Origin of the sequence: Glutamicibacter sp. ZJUTW (genome assembly GCF_008370855.1) — a bacterium.
Classification (GTDB): Bacteria; Actinomycetota; Actinomycetes; order Actinomycetales; family Micrococcaceae; genus Glutamicibacter; species Glutamicibacter nicotianae.
Genome location: NZ_CP043624.1, coordinates 632,110 through 646,436, shown reverse-complemented (window position 1 = coordinate 646,436; position 14,327 = coordinate 632,110). Strand labels below are relative to the sequence as shown.

General features: G+C 63.3%; 16 protein-coding genes. 5 read left to right on the top strand and 11 right to left on the bottom strand.

Translation table 11 applies throughout. The features are described 5' to 3' along the window. Window positions 1-2: 2 nt before the first annotated feature. Entirely contained in the window at window positions 3-374 is a 372-nt protein-coding gene (locus F0M17_RS03140; protein WP_038990007.1) for a metalloregulator ArsR/SmtB family transcription factor, read from the bottom strand. A gap of 81 nt (window positions 375-455) precedes the next feature. Between F0M17_RS03140 and F0M17_RS03135 the strand changes: the two genes are divergently transcribed. Next, the gene (locus tag F0M17_RS03135; protein WP_038990008.1) at window positions 456-1,049 is read left to right on the top strand and encodes a DNA-3-methyladenine glycosylase I; all 594 of its coding nucleotides are present in this window, start codon (window positions 456-458) and stop codon (window positions 1,047-1,049) included. Window positions 1,050-1,053: 4 nt separating this feature from the next. After that, window positions 1,054-1,899, top strand: coding sequence for a DNA-3-methyladenine glycosylase (locus tag F0M17_RS03130; RefSeq protein ID WP_149596366.1), 846 nt, complete (start codon window positions 1,054-1,056; stop codon window positions 1,897-1,899). A gap of 326 nt (window positions 1,900-2,225) precedes the next feature. On the opposite strand, the gene F0M17_RS03125 is transcribed toward F0M17_RS03130, so the two are convergent. The 3 genes from F0M17_RS03125 to F0M17_RS03115 all read right to left on the bottom strand — a co-directional run bounded on the left by F0M17_RS03125 (window position 2,226) and on the right by F0M17_RS03115 (window position 4,699). Then, a complete protein-coding gene (locus F0M17_RS03125) occupies window positions 2,226-3,080 on the bottom strand; it encodes a siderophore-interacting protein (protein ID WP_052253557.1) in 855 nt (284 codons plus the stop codon). Window positions 3,081-3,143: 63 nt separating this feature from the next. Continuing rightward, window positions 3,144-3,611 (bottom strand): thioesterase family protein, encoded by a 468-nt coding sequence (locus F0M17_RS03120; RefSeq protein ID WP_038990009.1) that lies wholly within the window; start codon window positions 3,609-3,611, stop codon window positions 3,144-3,146. A 2-nt stretch (window positions 3,612-3,613) separates the two neighbouring features. Then, window positions 3,614-4,699 (bottom strand): App1 family protein, encoded by a 1,086-nt coding sequence (locus F0M17_RS03115; RefSeq protein WP_066140152.1) that lies wholly within the window; start codon window positions 4,697-4,699, stop codon window positions 3,614-3,616. A gap of 96 nt (window positions 4,700-4,795) precedes the next feature. Here F0M17_RS03115 and F0M17_RS03110 point away from each other — a divergent pair, with 96 nt between their 5' ends. Then, window positions 4,796-5,230: a pyridoxamine 5'-phosphate oxidase family protein gene (locus F0M17_RS03110; RefSeq protein ID WP_038990011.1), complete on the top strand. Its 435-nt coding sequence runs from the start codon at window positions 4,796-4,798 to the stop codon at window positions 5,228-5,230. A gap of 84 nt (window positions 5,231-5,314) precedes the next feature. On the opposite strand, the gene F0M17_RS03105 is transcribed toward F0M17_RS03110, so the two are convergent. From F0M17_RS03105 to F0M17_RS03075, 7 genes are all read right to left on the bottom strand, one after another. Continuing rightward, window positions 5,315-6,172 (bottom strand): 3-hydroxyacyl-CoA dehydrogenase family protein, encoded by an 858-nt coding sequence (locus F0M17_RS03105; RefSeq protein WP_149596365.1) that lies wholly within the window; start codon window positions 6,170-6,172, stop codon window positions 5,315-5,317. Between the two features lie 37 nt (window positions 6,173-6,209). Continuing rightward, a complete protein-coding gene (locus tag F0M17_RS03100) occupies window positions 6,210-7,667 on the bottom strand; it encodes an aldehyde dehydrogenase family protein (protein WP_149596364.1) in 1,458 nt (485 codons plus the stop codon). 33 nt (window positions 7,668-7,700) lie between these two features. Further along, complete coding sequence (locus tag F0M17_RS03095; protein WP_149596363.1) at window positions 7,701-8,879, bottom strand: acyl-CoA dehydrogenase family protein; 1,179 nt, start codon at window positions 8,877-8,879, stop codon at window positions 7,701-7,703. A gap of 27 nt (window positions 8,880-8,906) precedes the next feature. Continuing rightward, the gene (locus tag F0M17_RS03090; RefSeq protein WP_149596362.1) at window positions 8,907-10,052 is read right to left on the bottom strand and encodes a CaiB/BaiF CoA-transferase family protein; all 1,146 of its coding nucleotides are present in this window, start codon (window positions 10,050-10,052) and stop codon (window positions 8,907-8,909) included. Window positions 10,053-10,204: 152 nt separating this feature from the next. Further along, the gene (locus tag F0M17_RS03085) at window positions 10,205-10,924 is read right to left on the bottom strand and encodes a GntR family transcriptional regulator (RefSeq protein ID WP_168201933.1); all 720 of its coding nucleotides are present in this window, start codon (window positions 10,922-10,924) and stop codon (window positions 10,205-10,207) included. A gap of 46 nt (window positions 10,925-10,970) precedes the next feature. Then, window positions 10,971-12,518 carry an MFS transporter gene (locus F0M17_RS03080; protein ID WP_246857120.1) on the bottom strand — a complete coding sequence of 516 codons (1,548 nt, stop codon included), beginning with the start codon at window positions 12,516-12,518 and terminating at the stop codon, window positions 10,971-10,973. Between the two features lie 4 nt (window positions 12,519-12,522). Next, window positions 12,523-13,053, bottom strand: a complete 531-nt coding sequence (locus F0M17_RS03075) for a MarR family winged helix-turn-helix transcriptional regulator (protein ID WP_149596359.1) — start codon at window positions 13,051-13,053, stop codon at window positions 12,523-12,525. Between the two features lie 101 nt (window positions 13,054-13,154). Between F0M17_RS03075 and F0M17_RS03070 the strand changes: the two genes are divergently transcribed. Beyond that, entirely contained in the window at window positions 13,155-14,015 is an 861-nt protein-coding gene (locus F0M17_RS03070; protein WP_149596358.1) for an inositol monophosphatase family protein, read from the top strand. 76 nt (window positions 14,016-14,091) lie between these two features. Beyond that, complete coding sequence (locus tag F0M17_RS03065; RefSeq protein ID WP_149596357.1) at window positions 14,092-14,304, top strand: hypothetical protein; 213 nt, start codon at window positions 14,092-14,094, stop codon at window positions 14,302-14,304. Window positions 14,305-14,327 lie beyond the last annotated feature (23 nt).

Sequence of the window (14,327 nt, the reverse complement as noted above, 5' to 3'; positions counted from 1 at the left end):
GCTCAGTCCTCCCTCCGGTCCGTGCCGTGGGCTTCGTGCCACTGGTGGTGGGCCGCGTCCTGCGGCAGCAGTGCCGACGCGGCGGCGGCCAGGGCATCAAGCGCTTCTTGCTGGCCCAGCGAGTAGATGCTGGCCCGCCCCTGGCTTCTGACGCGGACCAGGCCGGTGTCCTTCAGGCAGGACAGGTGCGCGCTGACCGTGCTTTGGGCCAGGCCCAGATGCTCGGTCAGTTCCCTGACCTTGTGCTCCCCGGTCCGCAGGTGGTCAAGGATCAGCAGCCTCGTCGGGTCGGCGAGCGCATGGAAGAGCGCCGCGAACTGGAGCTTGCCGTTGCGGACTTCCACTGCATCGATATCTGACTCTATTATCGCCATATAACGATGATAGGCCACGTGGCCGCGAAACGAAACGTTGCATGACACTGCGAGAATCCGGATGGATGGGAAGATGAAAATATGACTGAAGATCTCATCGTTGGCGAGGACGGGTTGGCGCGCCCTCGCTGGGCCGCTTCGAATGGCATGCTCCGCGCGTACTACGATGCCGAATGGGGCATGCCGATCACTACGGAAGCAGGCCTTTTCGAGCGGCTCAGCCTTGAATGCTTCCAGTCGGGCCTGTCCTGGGCCATTATCCTTTCCAAGCGCGAGGCATTCCGCCAGGCCTTCGAATACTTCGATCCCGAGAAAGTCGCCCTGTTCACCGAGGATGACTTCAATCGGCTGATGGAGGATGCAGGGATCGTGCGCAATCGGCTCAAGATCCGCGCAACAATCGCCAACGCCGAAGCAACCCTGATGCTTCGCGAAGAGGGCGGCCTGTCCGATTTCATCTGGTCATTCAAGCCGGAGCAGACGCCGGCTCCGCGCACCTTCACCGAGATTCCCACGCAAAGCCCGGAGTCCAAGGAGTTGGCCAAGGCGCTGAAGAAGCGGGGCTTCAAGTTCGTCGGCCCGACCACCATGTACGCCCTGATGGAAGCCATCGGCATGGTGGACACCCACCTGATCGGCTCGCACCGCCGCGGCACCTCCGGCATCTGGGCCTGAACAAATGGAACTGCGCCTGCCTGCAACGGGAACTCTGGATGCCAGCCACGCGCTGGCGGTGCTGGCATTGCATTCGCTGCCAGCCCAGGAGCGGCTGGACCCCGCTGCGGCCCAGGTCCAGCGCATCCTGCAGGTGCAGGGACACCTGGTAGAAATTTCCCTGAGGCTGGATGCCTTCGGCGTATCGCTCACCCATGACGCCCCGCCGGAATCCGTTGCCCGGCTGACCGGGATCATCAACCATTGGCTGGGGCTGCAGCAGGACACCAGTGCGGCCTATGCGGCGCTTGGTGCCCTGCCGGGCTACCAGCCGCTGGCCATGGCCTTCCCCCACCTGCGGCTGATCAGCTACCCGGATCCTTTCGAGGCCCTGGCGACCACTGTCATCGGGCAGCAGGTGTCCCTGGCGGCGGCACGGACCTTGGGTGGACGCTACGTCGATGCCTTGGGCCAGCCGCACAACTCAGGCCTTCAGGCCTTCCCCTCGGCTGCCGCAACGGCCGCCTGCACGCCTGCAGAATTGCAGCAGATCATACGCTGCCCGCTTTCGCGGGCGGTGACACTGCAATCGGTGGCCGAATGGTTTGAGCTCAGCGGGCAATTCCTGCTTGGCGACGCACCGGCATTCCTGGATCAGCTCCAGGCGCTGCGCGGGGTGGGCCCATGGACGTGCAATTACATGGCGCTGCGCGGATTGCGGGATCCGGAGATTTTCCTCGATTCGGATCTGGTCGTCCGCCGAGCCCTGGGGAAGCTTCGCGATGGCGGTGCGGTCGTCGCACCCCCGCCTCGGGGCGCTGGCTATCTGGCGACCCTACTGCTGTGGTCTTTTGATGCAGCAAATCCCTAGGGACGAGAAAGGGAGCTTATCAAGGTGTGCAATCTTGATAAGCTCCCTTTTCGACGAATCGGCTGACTGAGCAAGTCCGCCGATTCTCCATTCCCCTAATTCAAGCCGGCTACGCCCCTCACTGCTCCGAGGTGAGCAGCCCCGGGATGCAGTGAGCTAGCCGATAAATATCGGTCAAGCTTGACGCTTCTCCCGACCACACACGGGAGAAGCTCTGGAATAAGCATAACCTAAGAACCGGCAATAACGTCAATACCTATTTGCGTAATTTTTCAAATAGTTTCTTAGGTCGATCTAACTTCGGTGAATCAGGTGACAGACTCAGGCTAATCGGCGAAAATCTTGCCGATGTCCGTGCGCTTCTCGGCCTGGAACGCGTCTTCGGCGCGGCCGTAGGCCCAGTAGGCGGATAGCGACATGTCGCGGCGGTCCACTCCATGCTCGTCATAGAAGAAGTGGCGCAGCTTCTTCATCACTTCGCGCTCACCGTGGGCGAAGACCTGCACGCGGCCCTCGGGCCACGGGATCTCGCGGATCACCGACTCGAGAATGGTGCTTTCAGGGGTGAACTGCCCATTGCGGTGGATCCAGCGGATCTCCATGCCGGCCGGGGCCTGCAGCTGCATTTCATCGGCCTCGTCGGCGACCTCGATGACCACCAGGCCCTTCATCTGCGGGGACATGGATTCCAGGGATGCGGCGATGGCGGGGATGGCGGTTTCGTCTCCGGCGAAGAAGTGGAAATCGAATTCTTCCTTGGGGACGAACATGCCGCCCGGGCCCGAGAAGCAGATGGACGAGCCGATCTGCGCATCTCGCGCCCACGGGCCTGCCAGGCCCTCATCGCCGTGTACCACGAAGTCGACCTCGATGGTGCCCGCCTCCATGTCGCTGCGGCGCACGGTGTAGGTGCGGCGAACCGGCATGTCCTCAGGAGCCAGCTGCTCGCGCAGCGCCTCCATGTCGTAGGGCAGCTCGAGTCCCAGCTCGGGCTTGGCGAACAGGAATTTCACGTAGCGGTCGGTGACCGGCTTGTCGACGAAATTTGAGATGCCTGGGCCACCAAGGGTGAGCCGCACCAGATGCGGTGCGATGCTCTCACGCTTGAGGACCTGCAGGAGGACCTGAGGGCGCGCGGGGCGACCTCCAGTTTGCGGGCGACCACCAGCGGGCTGGGACACAACATCACTTCCTGTCTTAATAAGGGTAGATAGATCAATCCTAATTGACAGGAGCCCAAGTGCTTACTTCGGGAAGGTCGAGGGCCCTTCATATGCGCTGAGCCCTGCCCGTTCCTCAGGGCTCAGGCGCTGCACGCGCGAGGTCGCCGGGTCGAAATAGGCCAGGGTCGTGGCCGCTTTGACGCACAGGTGGTCTTCCACCGGGTCGCGGAATTCGTAGCAGATGTCGAAGCTCGCAGGCTTGATATTGGCAACCCAGAGGTCCACGTTGACCGGCACGTTGCGGTATTCCAGCGGACGGGAGTAGCGCACCCGATGCTCGACAACGAGGATCTGGGTTCCGACCGGCACCGCCGAGAAGATGTCGGCCTGCGGCTGGGCGCCTGGCGCCCCGGTGCCGCCGGGCACGCCGAAGCCGGCGATGCGCGCTTCTTCCATCAGCCGGATCAGGTTGACGTTATTGACATGGCCGTAGGCATCCATGTCGCCCCAGCGCATCGGCACCTGCACCCGCAGGGTGGTTCCATCCATGGCTAATCTTCCTTCAACAGGTTCGTGCTGTCGTTGCCCGCGATCCCCAGCTTGGCCAGTTCCCGCAGGATGCGTGCTCCGTCCGGCTCGTAGACCCAGCGCACCCCGGGAGTGGTCCGGCGCAGTTCATGCGAGCGCCCGCCGGCCAGCACCGCTTCGGAAGGGGTCAGTTGGCGGATCACGATCGCCCGGACCAGTTCCGGGTAGCGGCGCGCGAACTCCGCATAGATGGCCGGATCATGCTGGCCGTCATCGCCAACGAGCACCCACGAAATATGCGGGAATTCCTCGGCCAGCCGGCGCAGCTGGTCGACCTTGTGCTGCATTCCGCTGCGGAACCAGGAACGGTCGGTCGGTCCCCAATCGGTCAGCAGCAGCGGCCCCTTGGGGAACAGGTTGCGCGACATGAAGCGCTGCAGGGTCTGCGCGACATTCCATGCGCCGGTGGACAGGTAGATGGTCGGAGATCCCGGATGCTCATGCAACACCGTCTGGAGCATTACCGCCATCCCGGGGGTCGCCACGCGGGCATGCTCCGAGAGCACGAAGGAGTTCCAGGCCGCCAGCAGCGGTCGCGGCAGCGCGGTGACCACGACCGTGTCATCCACGTCGCTGATCACGCCAAACTTCTGCGCCTGGTCGATCACGAGAATCTTTGCCTGCGCGTCATCGCCGTCATGGGCCTGGAGGCGGATCTCGTTCCAGCCGGCAGGCAGGTCGACCATCAGCTTCACATCGATGACACCGCCGCGATCGGCCTGCACCTCGAAGCGATGGTCGCCCACGTCGATGCTGACCTTGCCGCCGGGGAGGATCGGGGAAATGAAGTTGCGGAAGCCGCGAATGCCATCGGCAATCACCTGGGCCTTGTGCTGCCCGTCCTCGAAGGCGCCCGGCTTGGCCAGGACCACGCGGGCGAAGACTCGGATCCAGCCGCCGTTCGGTCCGGTGGAGCCATATCCCACATAGGGCAGGATGACCGCTTGATGGCCATTGGCCAGGGCGCGCCGCGCGCGCCACCGATGCACTCCGTCTTCAATTCGCGACGCTACATGCCGTGCATCGCCATCAGCCGAAATATGACTCATGGCTCCAGTCTTTCATGCCGATGCCCGCGCAGGGGAAAACGAGAACTTGTGTCTCAGGCCCTTGCGCTTTTCTACAAAGAGTAGAAAACTGGTGCTATGAAATTCGAACACGAAATGAACAGTCCGGTCCTGGTCTTGGATGAGGACCAATCGTGGCAGCTGCTCTCGCACACCTCCCACGGACGCGTGGCGACCTCGGTTGCAGGGTTGATCGATATCGTCCCGGTGAACTACGGGGTGCACAACGGCAAATTGTTCCTGCGCACTGCGCCCGGAAACAAGCTGGCGGCCATGTCGATCAATGAAAAGATCGCCTTCGAAGCCGACGGCATCCTTTCCGATGAGGCGTGGTCGGTGGTCGTGCACGGCAGCGCCGAGGTGCTGGAGCATGAAGCGGATATCAAGGAGGCGCGCGAAAGCGGCGTCTCTCCATGGATCCCGACCCAGAAGGATTTCTGGATCCGGGTCAATGTCGATTCCATCTCCGGACGGCATTTCCAGCTCGGCGAGCAGCCAGAGGTCGCTGAATAGCTCCCCCGGAGAACCGCACGGAAAACGCCGCTGCCCACCCGATGCTGATCGGGCAGGCAGCGGCGTTTCCAGCCTGGGCCGTGCTCAGGAGTAAGGGTAGAACCCTTCCCCGCTCTTGCGCCCGAGCTTGCCGGCTGCAACTTTTTCGGTGATCAGCGGGTGCGGCTGATCGGCCGCATCGCCGGTTTCGGCGTAGGTCGCTTGGGCAATGAAATCGATGACGTCCAGGCCCACCATGTCCATCAGCTCGAACGGACCCATGGGGTGGCCCAACGCGGTCTTCGCGGTGGTGTCGATATCCTCGATGCTGGCGACTCCCGCGTGCGCCAGGTTCAGCGCCTCGGCGTTGATCGCGCCCATCATGCGGTTGGCGATGAACCCTGGGATCTCCTTGTTCACCAGCACCGGGTTCTTTCCGAGCCGGTTGGCCACCTCGGTGACGGCCTCGATGGTGGCGTCGCTGGTCTGCGCATTGCGAACCACCTCGACGCACTTCATCACCAATGCCGGATTGAAGAAATGCATATTGCACACCTGCTCCGGACGGCCGCTGGCCTCGGCCACCTTCGAGGACGGCAGCGTCGAGGAGTTCGTTGCAAGGATGGCGTGGGCCGGTGCATGCTCGCCGAGCTGCGCGAAGATCTGCTCCTTGATATCCAAGCGCTCTACCGCGGCCTCGATGACCAGGTCCGCTGTGGACGCGCCCAGGACCAGATCGGTGTCCTGGCCCAGGCGTCCCAGCGCCGCATCGGCTGTGGCCTGATCCAGCTTGCCCTTGGCCACGCGCCCGGCAGCCCAGGATTCCAGTTCGGCACGGGCGGCGTCCAGCGCGTCGGCAGAGATGTCCTGCAGCACTGTGTTGTATCCGCCCAACGCGCAGCTCATCGCAATCTGCCGGCCCATGGTGCCGGCGCCAATCACCAAAATACGTTCAATCGTCATTGATCATTACTCTCTTTGCAGTCCCGCCCGGCACCCTTCAGCCGCGCAGGTAGGTCGTCGTGGTGTGCGTGTAGAACTCGCGAGCTGCCGCTCCCTGCTCTTTCGGTCCGTAGCCAGAAGCCTTCGCACCGCCGAAAGGCACATGCGGGTCGGCGCCTGCTGACTCCGAATTTACATGCAAAATTCCCACGTCGAGAGTTTGTTGCGCTTCCAGAGCCAGCGCGAGATTCGAGGTGAACAGCGCCAAGCTCAAGCCGAATTCCGAGTCTTCCGCGGCTTCGAAGGCTTCCTGCCACCCGTTGACCCGGCGCACCGCCAGGATCGGTGCGAAGAATTCTTCCTGCCATGCGCAATTGGCCCGCCCCGCTTCCCCGTCAGGGAGCTCCAGGATGGTCGGGGCCAGGAAGCTGCCAGTGTCCGGGGCCTGCCCGCGATAATTCAGTGTCGCGCCCTGTTCCAGCGATCGTTCGATCCCCTGGGCTGCCGAGGTGGCCGACTTGGCATCCACCAGCGGACCCATGTGCACCGACGGATCCAGCGGATCCCCGGTCACCCACTGCGCGAGCCGCCCGGTGAGCTTGGCCAGGAACTCATCGGCAATGGACTCATCGAGGATCAACCGGCTGGTGGCAGTGCACTTCTGCCCGGTGGAGCGGAACGCCCCGAAGAGCACCTGCTCGCTGGCCAGGTCCAGGTCGGCGTCGGCCAGCACCACCGATGCGTTCTTGCCGCCCATTTCCGCCTGCACCGGAATCCCGCGCGCTGCCCCCGCGGCGCAGAGCTTGCGGCCCACCCCGGTGGATCCGGTGAAGGTCAGCCCGTCCAGCTGCTCATTGGCGATGAAGGCATCGCCCAGCGCTCCGGGTCCGATGACCAGATTGAGCACGCCGGCGGGCAACCCTCCATGCTCCAGGGCCTGCACCAGGCGCATGGCCAGCAGCGGCACCAGGCTGGCCGGCTTGAACACCACGGTGTTGCCGAAGACCAGCGCAGGGGCGATCTTCCACGCAGGAATCCCGATGGGGAAGTTGAAGGGCGTGATCACCCCGATCACCCCCAGCGGCTTATGCGTCACCAGGATCTGCTCCCCGGCGCGCGGGGATTGGAAGACGGTGCCGGCAGCGCGTTCGGATTCGCTGGAATAGTAGGTGAGGATCTGCGCTGCGCGCAGCACTTCGCCAATGCCTTCGGCCCGGGTCTTGCCCTCCTCGGCGGCCAGTTCCGCGCCGAAGTCCTCGGCATGCTCCGTCAGGTAGCCGGCGGCCTTGGCCAAGATCGCCCCGCGGGCTGCCATCGGGGTGGCGGCCCAGGACTTCTGCGCCGTGCGGGCGGCATCAAAGGCGGCCGCCACCTGGCCCGTGCTGGCTGCGGTGCCCTCGGCGAGGATGCTGGATTGGTCTGCGGCGGCCGTCGAGCCGATGCGCCCGCCGTCTCCGGGAACCCAGGCACCGTTGATGTAGTGCTCCAGGGTGGCAACTGTTGTCGAAAGTTCCATTGGTTTCTTTCCCGTCTACTGTGGCTTCGCGGCTTAGCGGAAGGCCGGCACGCCGGTGAGCTTGTTGCCCAGGATCAGGGTGTGCACCTCGTCGGTGCCCTCGTAGGTGCGCACCGACTCCAGGTTGTTGGCGTGGCGCAGCGGCGAGTAGTCCAGGGTGATGCCGTTGCCGCCCAGGATGGTGCGGGCTTCGCGGCAGATCGCGATGGCTTCGCGGCAGTTGTTCAGCTTGCCGACCGAGATCATGTGCAGATCCAGGTTCCCGGCGTCCTTCAACCGGCCGATGTGCAGGGCGAGCAGGAAGCCCTTGTTGATTTCCAAGGCCATATCCACCAGCTTCTGCTGGGTCATCTGGTATCCGGCCAGCGGCTTGTCGAACTGCAGGCGCTCCTGCGAGTAGGCCAAGGCCGCCTCGAAAGCGTCGCGGGCGGCGCCCATGGAACCCCACAGGATGCCGTAGCGGGCTTCGTTCAGGCAGGAGAAAGGCCCCTTCAGTCCCTTGACCTCGGGCAATACCGCAGTTCCTGGCAGGCGCACATCAACCATGTCGATGTCGCACTGGATCGAGGCGCGCATGGACAGCTTCTGCTCGATTGGCGTGGCGGTGAAGCCAGGGGTGCTGGTGGGAACGACGAATCCGCGGATGCCCTCATCGGTCTGCGCCCAGATCACTGCCACCTGGGCCACGTTGGCCAGACCGATCCAGCGCTTGGACCCGTTGATCACCCAGTCATCGCCGTCGCGGCGGGCGAAGGTCTTCATGCTCGATGGGTCCGAGCCTGCGGTGGGTTCGGTCAGCCCGAAGCAGCCAATCGCTTCGCCGGCGGCCATCTTCGGCAGCCATTCTTGCTTCTGCTCCTCGGAGCCGTGCTTGTGGATGGCGCTCATGGCCAGCGAGCCCTGGACCGAAACGAAGGTGCGCAGCCCCGAGTCGCCGGCTTCCAGCTCGGCCCCGGCGATGCCGTATTCCACGGCCGAGCGCCCCGCGCAGCCGTAGCCTTGAAGGTGCATGCCCAGCAGGCCCAGCTTGGCCATCTCCGGAACGATTTCCAGCGGGAAGACCGCGTCGTTGTACCACTTGGCGATATTCGGCTTGATGTTCTCGTTGACGAAACCGCGCACGGTATCTCGCAGCGCCAATTCCTCGGACGAGAGCAGGGAGTCGAAGTTGATCAGGTCCGCTGGGTCCAGCAGGCGTTCGATGGTGGTCATGGTGTATCTCCTTGAAAGTTCTTGCGATTAGCTGTTGGCGAAGGTGCCAAGAAGTTCCTGGTGCTCCCCGTGGGCCGGCGGGATGCTGCGGTATTGGGCTCCGGTGCGCGAGAGCCCGATGGGGCTGGCGATCTGCTCGGTCACCTCTCCGGTGGCCGGATCGGTGATCAGCGCGACCGGATCCAGGCCGAGCTCCTTGGCGAAGTCGATGGCCTCGGCGATGGAGTTGACCTTGCCGGCGGGGACTCCCGCGGCCATCAGCGCTGCCGCCCAGTGCGCGGCCGTGGCCGATGCGGTGGCCGCTTCGATGATGGCCTTCAGTTCGGTCCGGTGGGCCACGCGTGCGCTGTTGCTGCCAAAGCGCGGATCGTGGATCAGTTCCGGCTGGCCCAGGTGCTGGGCCAGGGCGGCGAACTGGCGGTCGTTGCCTACCGCGATCGCCACGACGCCATCGCTGGCTGCGAAGGTTTCATAGGGGGCGATGCTCGGGTGCGCGTTGCCCATGCGTGCCGGGGATTTTCCGGTGGCCAGCGTGCTGCTGGACTGGTTGGTCAGCCCGGCCAGCAGCGAGCCGAGCAGGTTGATGCTCACCCGCTGGCCGATGCCGCTGGAATCGCGTTCGCGCAAGGCCAGCAGGATCCCGGCCACCGCATTCTGCGCGGCCAGGACATCCACCAGGGCCACGCCCACCTTGCTCGGCGGCCCCGACGGTTCGCCGGTGATGCTCATCAGCCCGCCCACTGCCTGCACCAGCAGGTCGAAGCCGGGCAGTGCTGCACCCTGCTTTTCGCCGAATCCCGAGATGGAGCAATAGACCAGTGCCGGATTCAGTTCGCGCAGGCTCTCGTAGTCCAAGCCGAATTTTGCCAGGACGCCGGGACGGAAATTCTCCACCAGCACGTCTGCCTCGCGGATCAATTCGCGCAGGGCGTGCAGCTGTGCCGTGTCCGCAAAGTCGGCGACTACTGCCTGCTTATTGCGGTTCACCGACCAGTAGTAGGTGCTGATGCCCTGGGCGTTGACCGGCGGCTTCCAGCTGCGGGTCTCATCCCCGGCAGCGCTTTCCACCTTGAGGACGTCGGCTCCGAAGTCCGCCAACGTCATGGAGCATAGCGGTCCGGCCAGGATGCGCGAGAGGTCGATGACCTTGATCCCTTCGAGCGGTTGGCTCATTCGCTTCCACACCTTCAATCCACAAAAATTATAAGTTACATGTTGCATGCAACTCTATGTCGCGCAGATCACCTTGGCAAGGTTTTCAGATAATTCATTGCCCTCTAGCGGCCCATTGGGCTCCAGCTGGTGCCGAACGCTCAGGCTTGATGCTAGGAAATCAAAGCGTCCAACCGCTCCAAGAACGGTTGGACGTCCAGTCCCTCGGTCCGCGAGCAGACGGACTTGATCAGCATCTGCGCGGTGCGCATGACGTGATCGCGAACCGCCGTTGCGGCGGCATCCGGATCCTTGGCAAGAATCGCTGCCATGATTTCCTCGCGGTCCCCGGACAGATCCTGGCTGGACCGGGCGAAAGGCACCGTGGTCTGCCCGTGGGCCAGGACCAGGTTGCGCAACTCCCCCACCACGTTGTCGAGCTTCGCGTTGCCGGCCAGTCCCAGCAGGTAGAGGTGGAATTCCTTGTCCGCTTCCAGCGTTGCCCGGCCATCACCGGTTTCACCGATCTCGAGCATGCGTTGGTGCAGCGACTTCAGCTGCTTGATGTCATCCTCCGTCGCATTCCGCACGCCACGTGAGGCAGCAGCAGGCTCAATGGCCAGCCGCAGCTGGAAGACTTCGACAATCTCGTCCAGGGAAATCTGGTTGACGCGCACCCCGCGGTTTTTCGCCACGGTCACGATGCCCTCTTTTTCCAGCAGCTGCAGGGCCTCGCGCACCGGAGTCCGCGAGACGCCCAGCTTTTCCGAGATGCCGATGGCTGAGTAGTGCTCCCCCGGAGCCATCTCGCCGGCAACGATGGCAGCGCGGATCATCGTGGACACCTGCTCGGTCAGGGACGCCTTCTGCTGGATCGGTTGCATGCTACTCATGGTTTGAAGCTTATCCTGATTCGCCTCCGCGACAACGCCACGCCCGCTAGACCGTCTTGCGCAGCGGCACTTCCTTGATGAGCACGATGCATACGAAGGCGATAACTGCCACGGCTGCCGAAACGGTGAAGACGATACCTGTCGCCTCGCCATAGGCGGCTTCGACCACCAGCCGCAACGCATCGGGCATCCCCGAAAGATTCAGCGAATCCTCGGTGGCCGGTGCCGCGGAAAGCTGCCCCTTGGCCGCCAAGGATTCGGTGATGAGGTCAGCCACATTGCGGGACAGCAGCGCGCCGAGCACCGCGACGCCTGCCGAGCCGCCAACTGAACGGAAGAACGCCACCGAAGAGCTCGCCGCACCGATGTCGGTGACTTTCACCGTGTTCTGCACCGAGAGCACCAGGTTCTGCAGCATGAACCCCATGCCCACGCCGTTCAGGAACATGCCGCAGGCCAAGATCCAGTATTCGGTATCGTGGTGCATCGTTCCCAGCAGGCCAAGGCCGGCGATATTGAGGATTGAACCGATCAGCAGGTAGATTTTCCACCGGCCGAAGCGGGTGATCATCTGTCCCGAGAAGACCGATCCGAAGTAGTTGCCGGCGATCATCGGCAGGGTCATCAGCCCGGCCATGGTGGGCGTGGCTTCGCGGGCGATCTGGAAGTACTGGCCGATGAAGGCGCCGGTGCCGAACATTCCCACGCCGATCGAGATCGAGGCGAGGATCGCCAGCGACGTAGTCCGGGTGCAAATGATCTTCAATGGAATGATCGGTTCGTGAACCCGCGATTCCACGAGCAGCAGTGCGAGGGCCAGCAAGATGACCGTCGAGACCATGGTGTAGGTCTGCCACGAATTCCAGCCGAAGTAATCATCCTTGCCCACATAGGACACCCAGATCAGCAGGATGGAGACGGAGGTGGTCAGCAGGATGGCGCCCACCCAGTCGATGTGCACCGGGCGCTTCACGTGCTTCAGGTGCAGGGTCCGGTGGATCAGGATCATCGAGAGCAAACTGATCGGAATGCCGAAGAAGAAGCACCAGCGCCAGCCAAGCGGCGAGTCCACGATGAATCCACCCAGCAGCGGGCCTGCCGCGGTGGAGACAGCCATGACCGCGCCGAAATATCCCGAATAGCGTCCGCGCTCGCGTGGCGGAATGACCGTGCCGATGACCGCCATGCCCATGGCCGTCAGCCCGCCCATGCCGATGCCCTGGATGACCCTGGCGAACAGCAGCACTGGGATCGACCAGGCAAGCCCGGCCAGCAGCGAGCCGAGCACGAACACCAGGATGCCCGCTTGCAGCAGCTTCTTCTTGTCGAAGAGATCTGCCATCTTGCCCCAGATGGGGGTGGTGGCGGCATTGGCCAGCAGCGTGGTGCTCAAGACCCAGTTGAAGTCGGTTTGCGAGCCGCCCAGGACATCCATGATGGTCGGCAGGGCAATGGACACGATGGTCGCCGCGAGCATCGCGGCGAAGAAGGATGCCAAGACTCCAGCGATGGACTTGAGCACCTCGCGCTGGTCCATCTGCGGCTGGTCCGCGGCCACCTCGGTGAGGTCGGTAGGACGGTCTTTTTCCGGCATGCTCTTATCCAAGGTCGGTATTTTCTGCGTTGTTTCCGGTGGTGTTTTGCTCGGTGCCGAACTGATCGGTGCGCTGGGATTGGATACCGCGGATCATCGTATCGTTCAACTCGCCCAAAGCGTGGGCAACACTGGCCATGCGGGAGCTGTCCCAGTCGGGAAGGACCTGGCGCATGCGCTCCAGGCGCAATCGGTCGCGGAATTCAAGCCGCTCGCACCCCGCCTCGGTCACCCAAAGCACATGGCGGCGGGCATCGATTTGGCTGGGCCGCCTGTCAACCAGGCCCGACTGCTCCAGTTCCGCCAGGTGCCGGCTCATTGCCGCAGTGCCGATGCCGAGGACCTGGGCAAGGTCGGCAGCATGCGTGGGTTCACGGGATTTCAGCGTCTTGAGCACATGATGGGAGGCGTTGGAAACCTCGGGATCCGTCTGGTCCATATGCGAGAACACGCGTAGGATCCTGGAACTGCGCGCCAGCTCGTCGAGCAGGCTCTTGAGCTCTGAATCCGAATGGCTGTCTGGAGACTTGACCACGATCTATTGGCTGCCTATCTATTGTCTTTCCACCACAGTAAGTTTGAATAGTTGCTTTAGTCAACGTTTTGGCGTTCCGTGCCGGCGGTAAGCTGGACTTCGTGAATGATCAGCGAGTCCAAGCCCGCACCAACAACGCCGAAGAACTGCGCCTTGCAGCGCTTGAAGCAGCTCGCCAGTCCGCCGAACTGCTGCGCATTTCCTTCCGCGGCACCGTGCACGCCGAACACAAAACCAGCACGCATGATCTGGTCACCGACATCGACCGGCGCAGCCAGCGGATCATCACCGACGCGCTGCTCTCGGCCTGCCCCGGTTCCTGGGTGCTCGGCGAAGAGCGGATCTCCGGCGAGCACGGCCAGCAGGCTCCCGGCAAGGTGCAGTGGATCGTTGATCCAATTGACGGCACCAGCAATTTCGTCCACGGTGTGGCATTCTTCTGCATCTCGATCGCCGCCGCCATCGATGGCCAACTCGTTGCCGCCGCAATCCTCGATCCGATCTCCGGCGATGAATTCAGTGCCAATTCGGATACCGCATTCCTCAATGGACAAGTCCTTGAGCCCGGTGCCCGTCCCGAGCAGTCCCGCGCCAACCTGATGACCGATTACCCGGGAGCGGAATCCATGCTCACCGACGGAGATCTGTCGCTGAAGCTTCTGGGCCAGTGGATCCAGGACTTCGCCACGGTGCGGCGCAAGGTCTGCGCCGCGTTGTCCCTGGCCCATGTGGCCGCAGGCTGGTGCGATGCCGTGATCGGTTTCGATACCAAGGTGTGGGATGTGGCCGCCGGCGCGCATCTGGTGCGCATGGCCAAGGGCACGTTCCGCGGCCTGTCCTACGGGCAACCGGGGCTGGCCGACCACCACTGCCCCGGATTCATCGCCCAGGGGCCAGGTGCCGACTATCCCTCACTGGCCTCCGCTGCCGAGCAAATCCACCAGCTGCGCACCGACCGCTGAGCCAACAAAGCAGACAATATCGAAGTTATTGGCCCCACCCCTCGGCTTTGGCCGGTTTCGGACGTACCATGGCGGCATGGCACCACTAATTAACCGGACCGCACACTCCGCCGTGCGGCACCATGGTGGCGGAGGGGTGATCCTGGGAGGCATCGGAGCAATTCTGCTTTTCGCTACCTTCGCAGTGATGTTGGCAACCCAGTCCCTGGACTGGGAGCCACTGCTCATCGGCATTTGCCTGGGCGTCTCGACAGTGCTTTTCGGCGTGGTATTCCACTTCACCCACTGACCTGCACCGTTTCACCATCTATT

Coding starts and splice junctions, on each gene's coding strand:
- F0M17_RS03140 (WP_038990007.1), bottom strand. CDS start 374: ATGGCGATAATAGAGTCAGATATCGATGCAGTGGAAGTCCGCAACGGC.
- F0M17_RS03135 (WP_038990008.1), top strand. CDS start 456: ATGACTGAAGATCTCATCGTTGGCGAGGACGGGTTGGCGCGCCCTCGC.
- F0M17_RS03130 (WP_149596366.1), top strand. CDS start 1,054: ATGGAACTGCGCCTGCCTGCAACGGGAACTCTGGATGCCAGCCACGCG.
- F0M17_RS03120 (WP_038990009.1), bottom strand. CDS start 3,611: ATGGATGGAACCACCCTGCGGGTGCAGGTGCCGATGCGCTGGGGCGAC.
- F0M17_RS03115 (WP_066140152.1), bottom strand. CDS start 4,699: ATGAGTCATATTTCGGCTGATGGCGATGCACGGCATGTAGCGTCGCGA.
- F0M17_RS03110 (WP_038990011.1), top strand. CDS start 4,796: ATGAAATTCGAACACGAAATGAACAGTCCGGTCCTGGTCTTGGATGAG.
- F0M17_RS03105 (WP_149596365.1), bottom strand. CDS start 6,172: ATGACGATTGAACGTATTTTGGTGATTGGCGCCGGCACCATGGGCCGG.
- F0M17_RS03100 (WP_149596364.1), bottom strand. CDS start 7,667: ATGGAACTTTCGACAACAGTTGCCACCCTGGAGCACTACATCAACGGT.
- F0M17_RS03095 (WP_149596363.1), bottom strand. CDS start 8,879: ATGACCACCATCGAACGCCTGCTGGACCCAGCGGACCTGATCAACTTC.
- F0M17_RS03090 (WP_149596362.1), bottom strand. CDS start 10,052: ATGAGCCAACCGCTCGAAGGGATCAAGGTCATCGACCTCTCGCGCATC.
- F0M17_RS03085 (WP_168201933.1), bottom strand. CDS start 10,924: ATGAGTAGCATGCAACCGATCCAGCAGAAGGCGTCCCTGACCGAGCAG.
- F0M17_RS03080 (WP_246857120.1), bottom strand. CDS start 12,518: ATGCCGGAAAAAGACCGTCCTACCGACCTCACCGAGGTGGCCGCGGAC.
- F0M17_RS03065 (WP_149596357.1), top strand. CDS start 14,092: ATGGCACCACTAATTAACCGGACCGCACACTCCGCCGTGCGGCACCAT.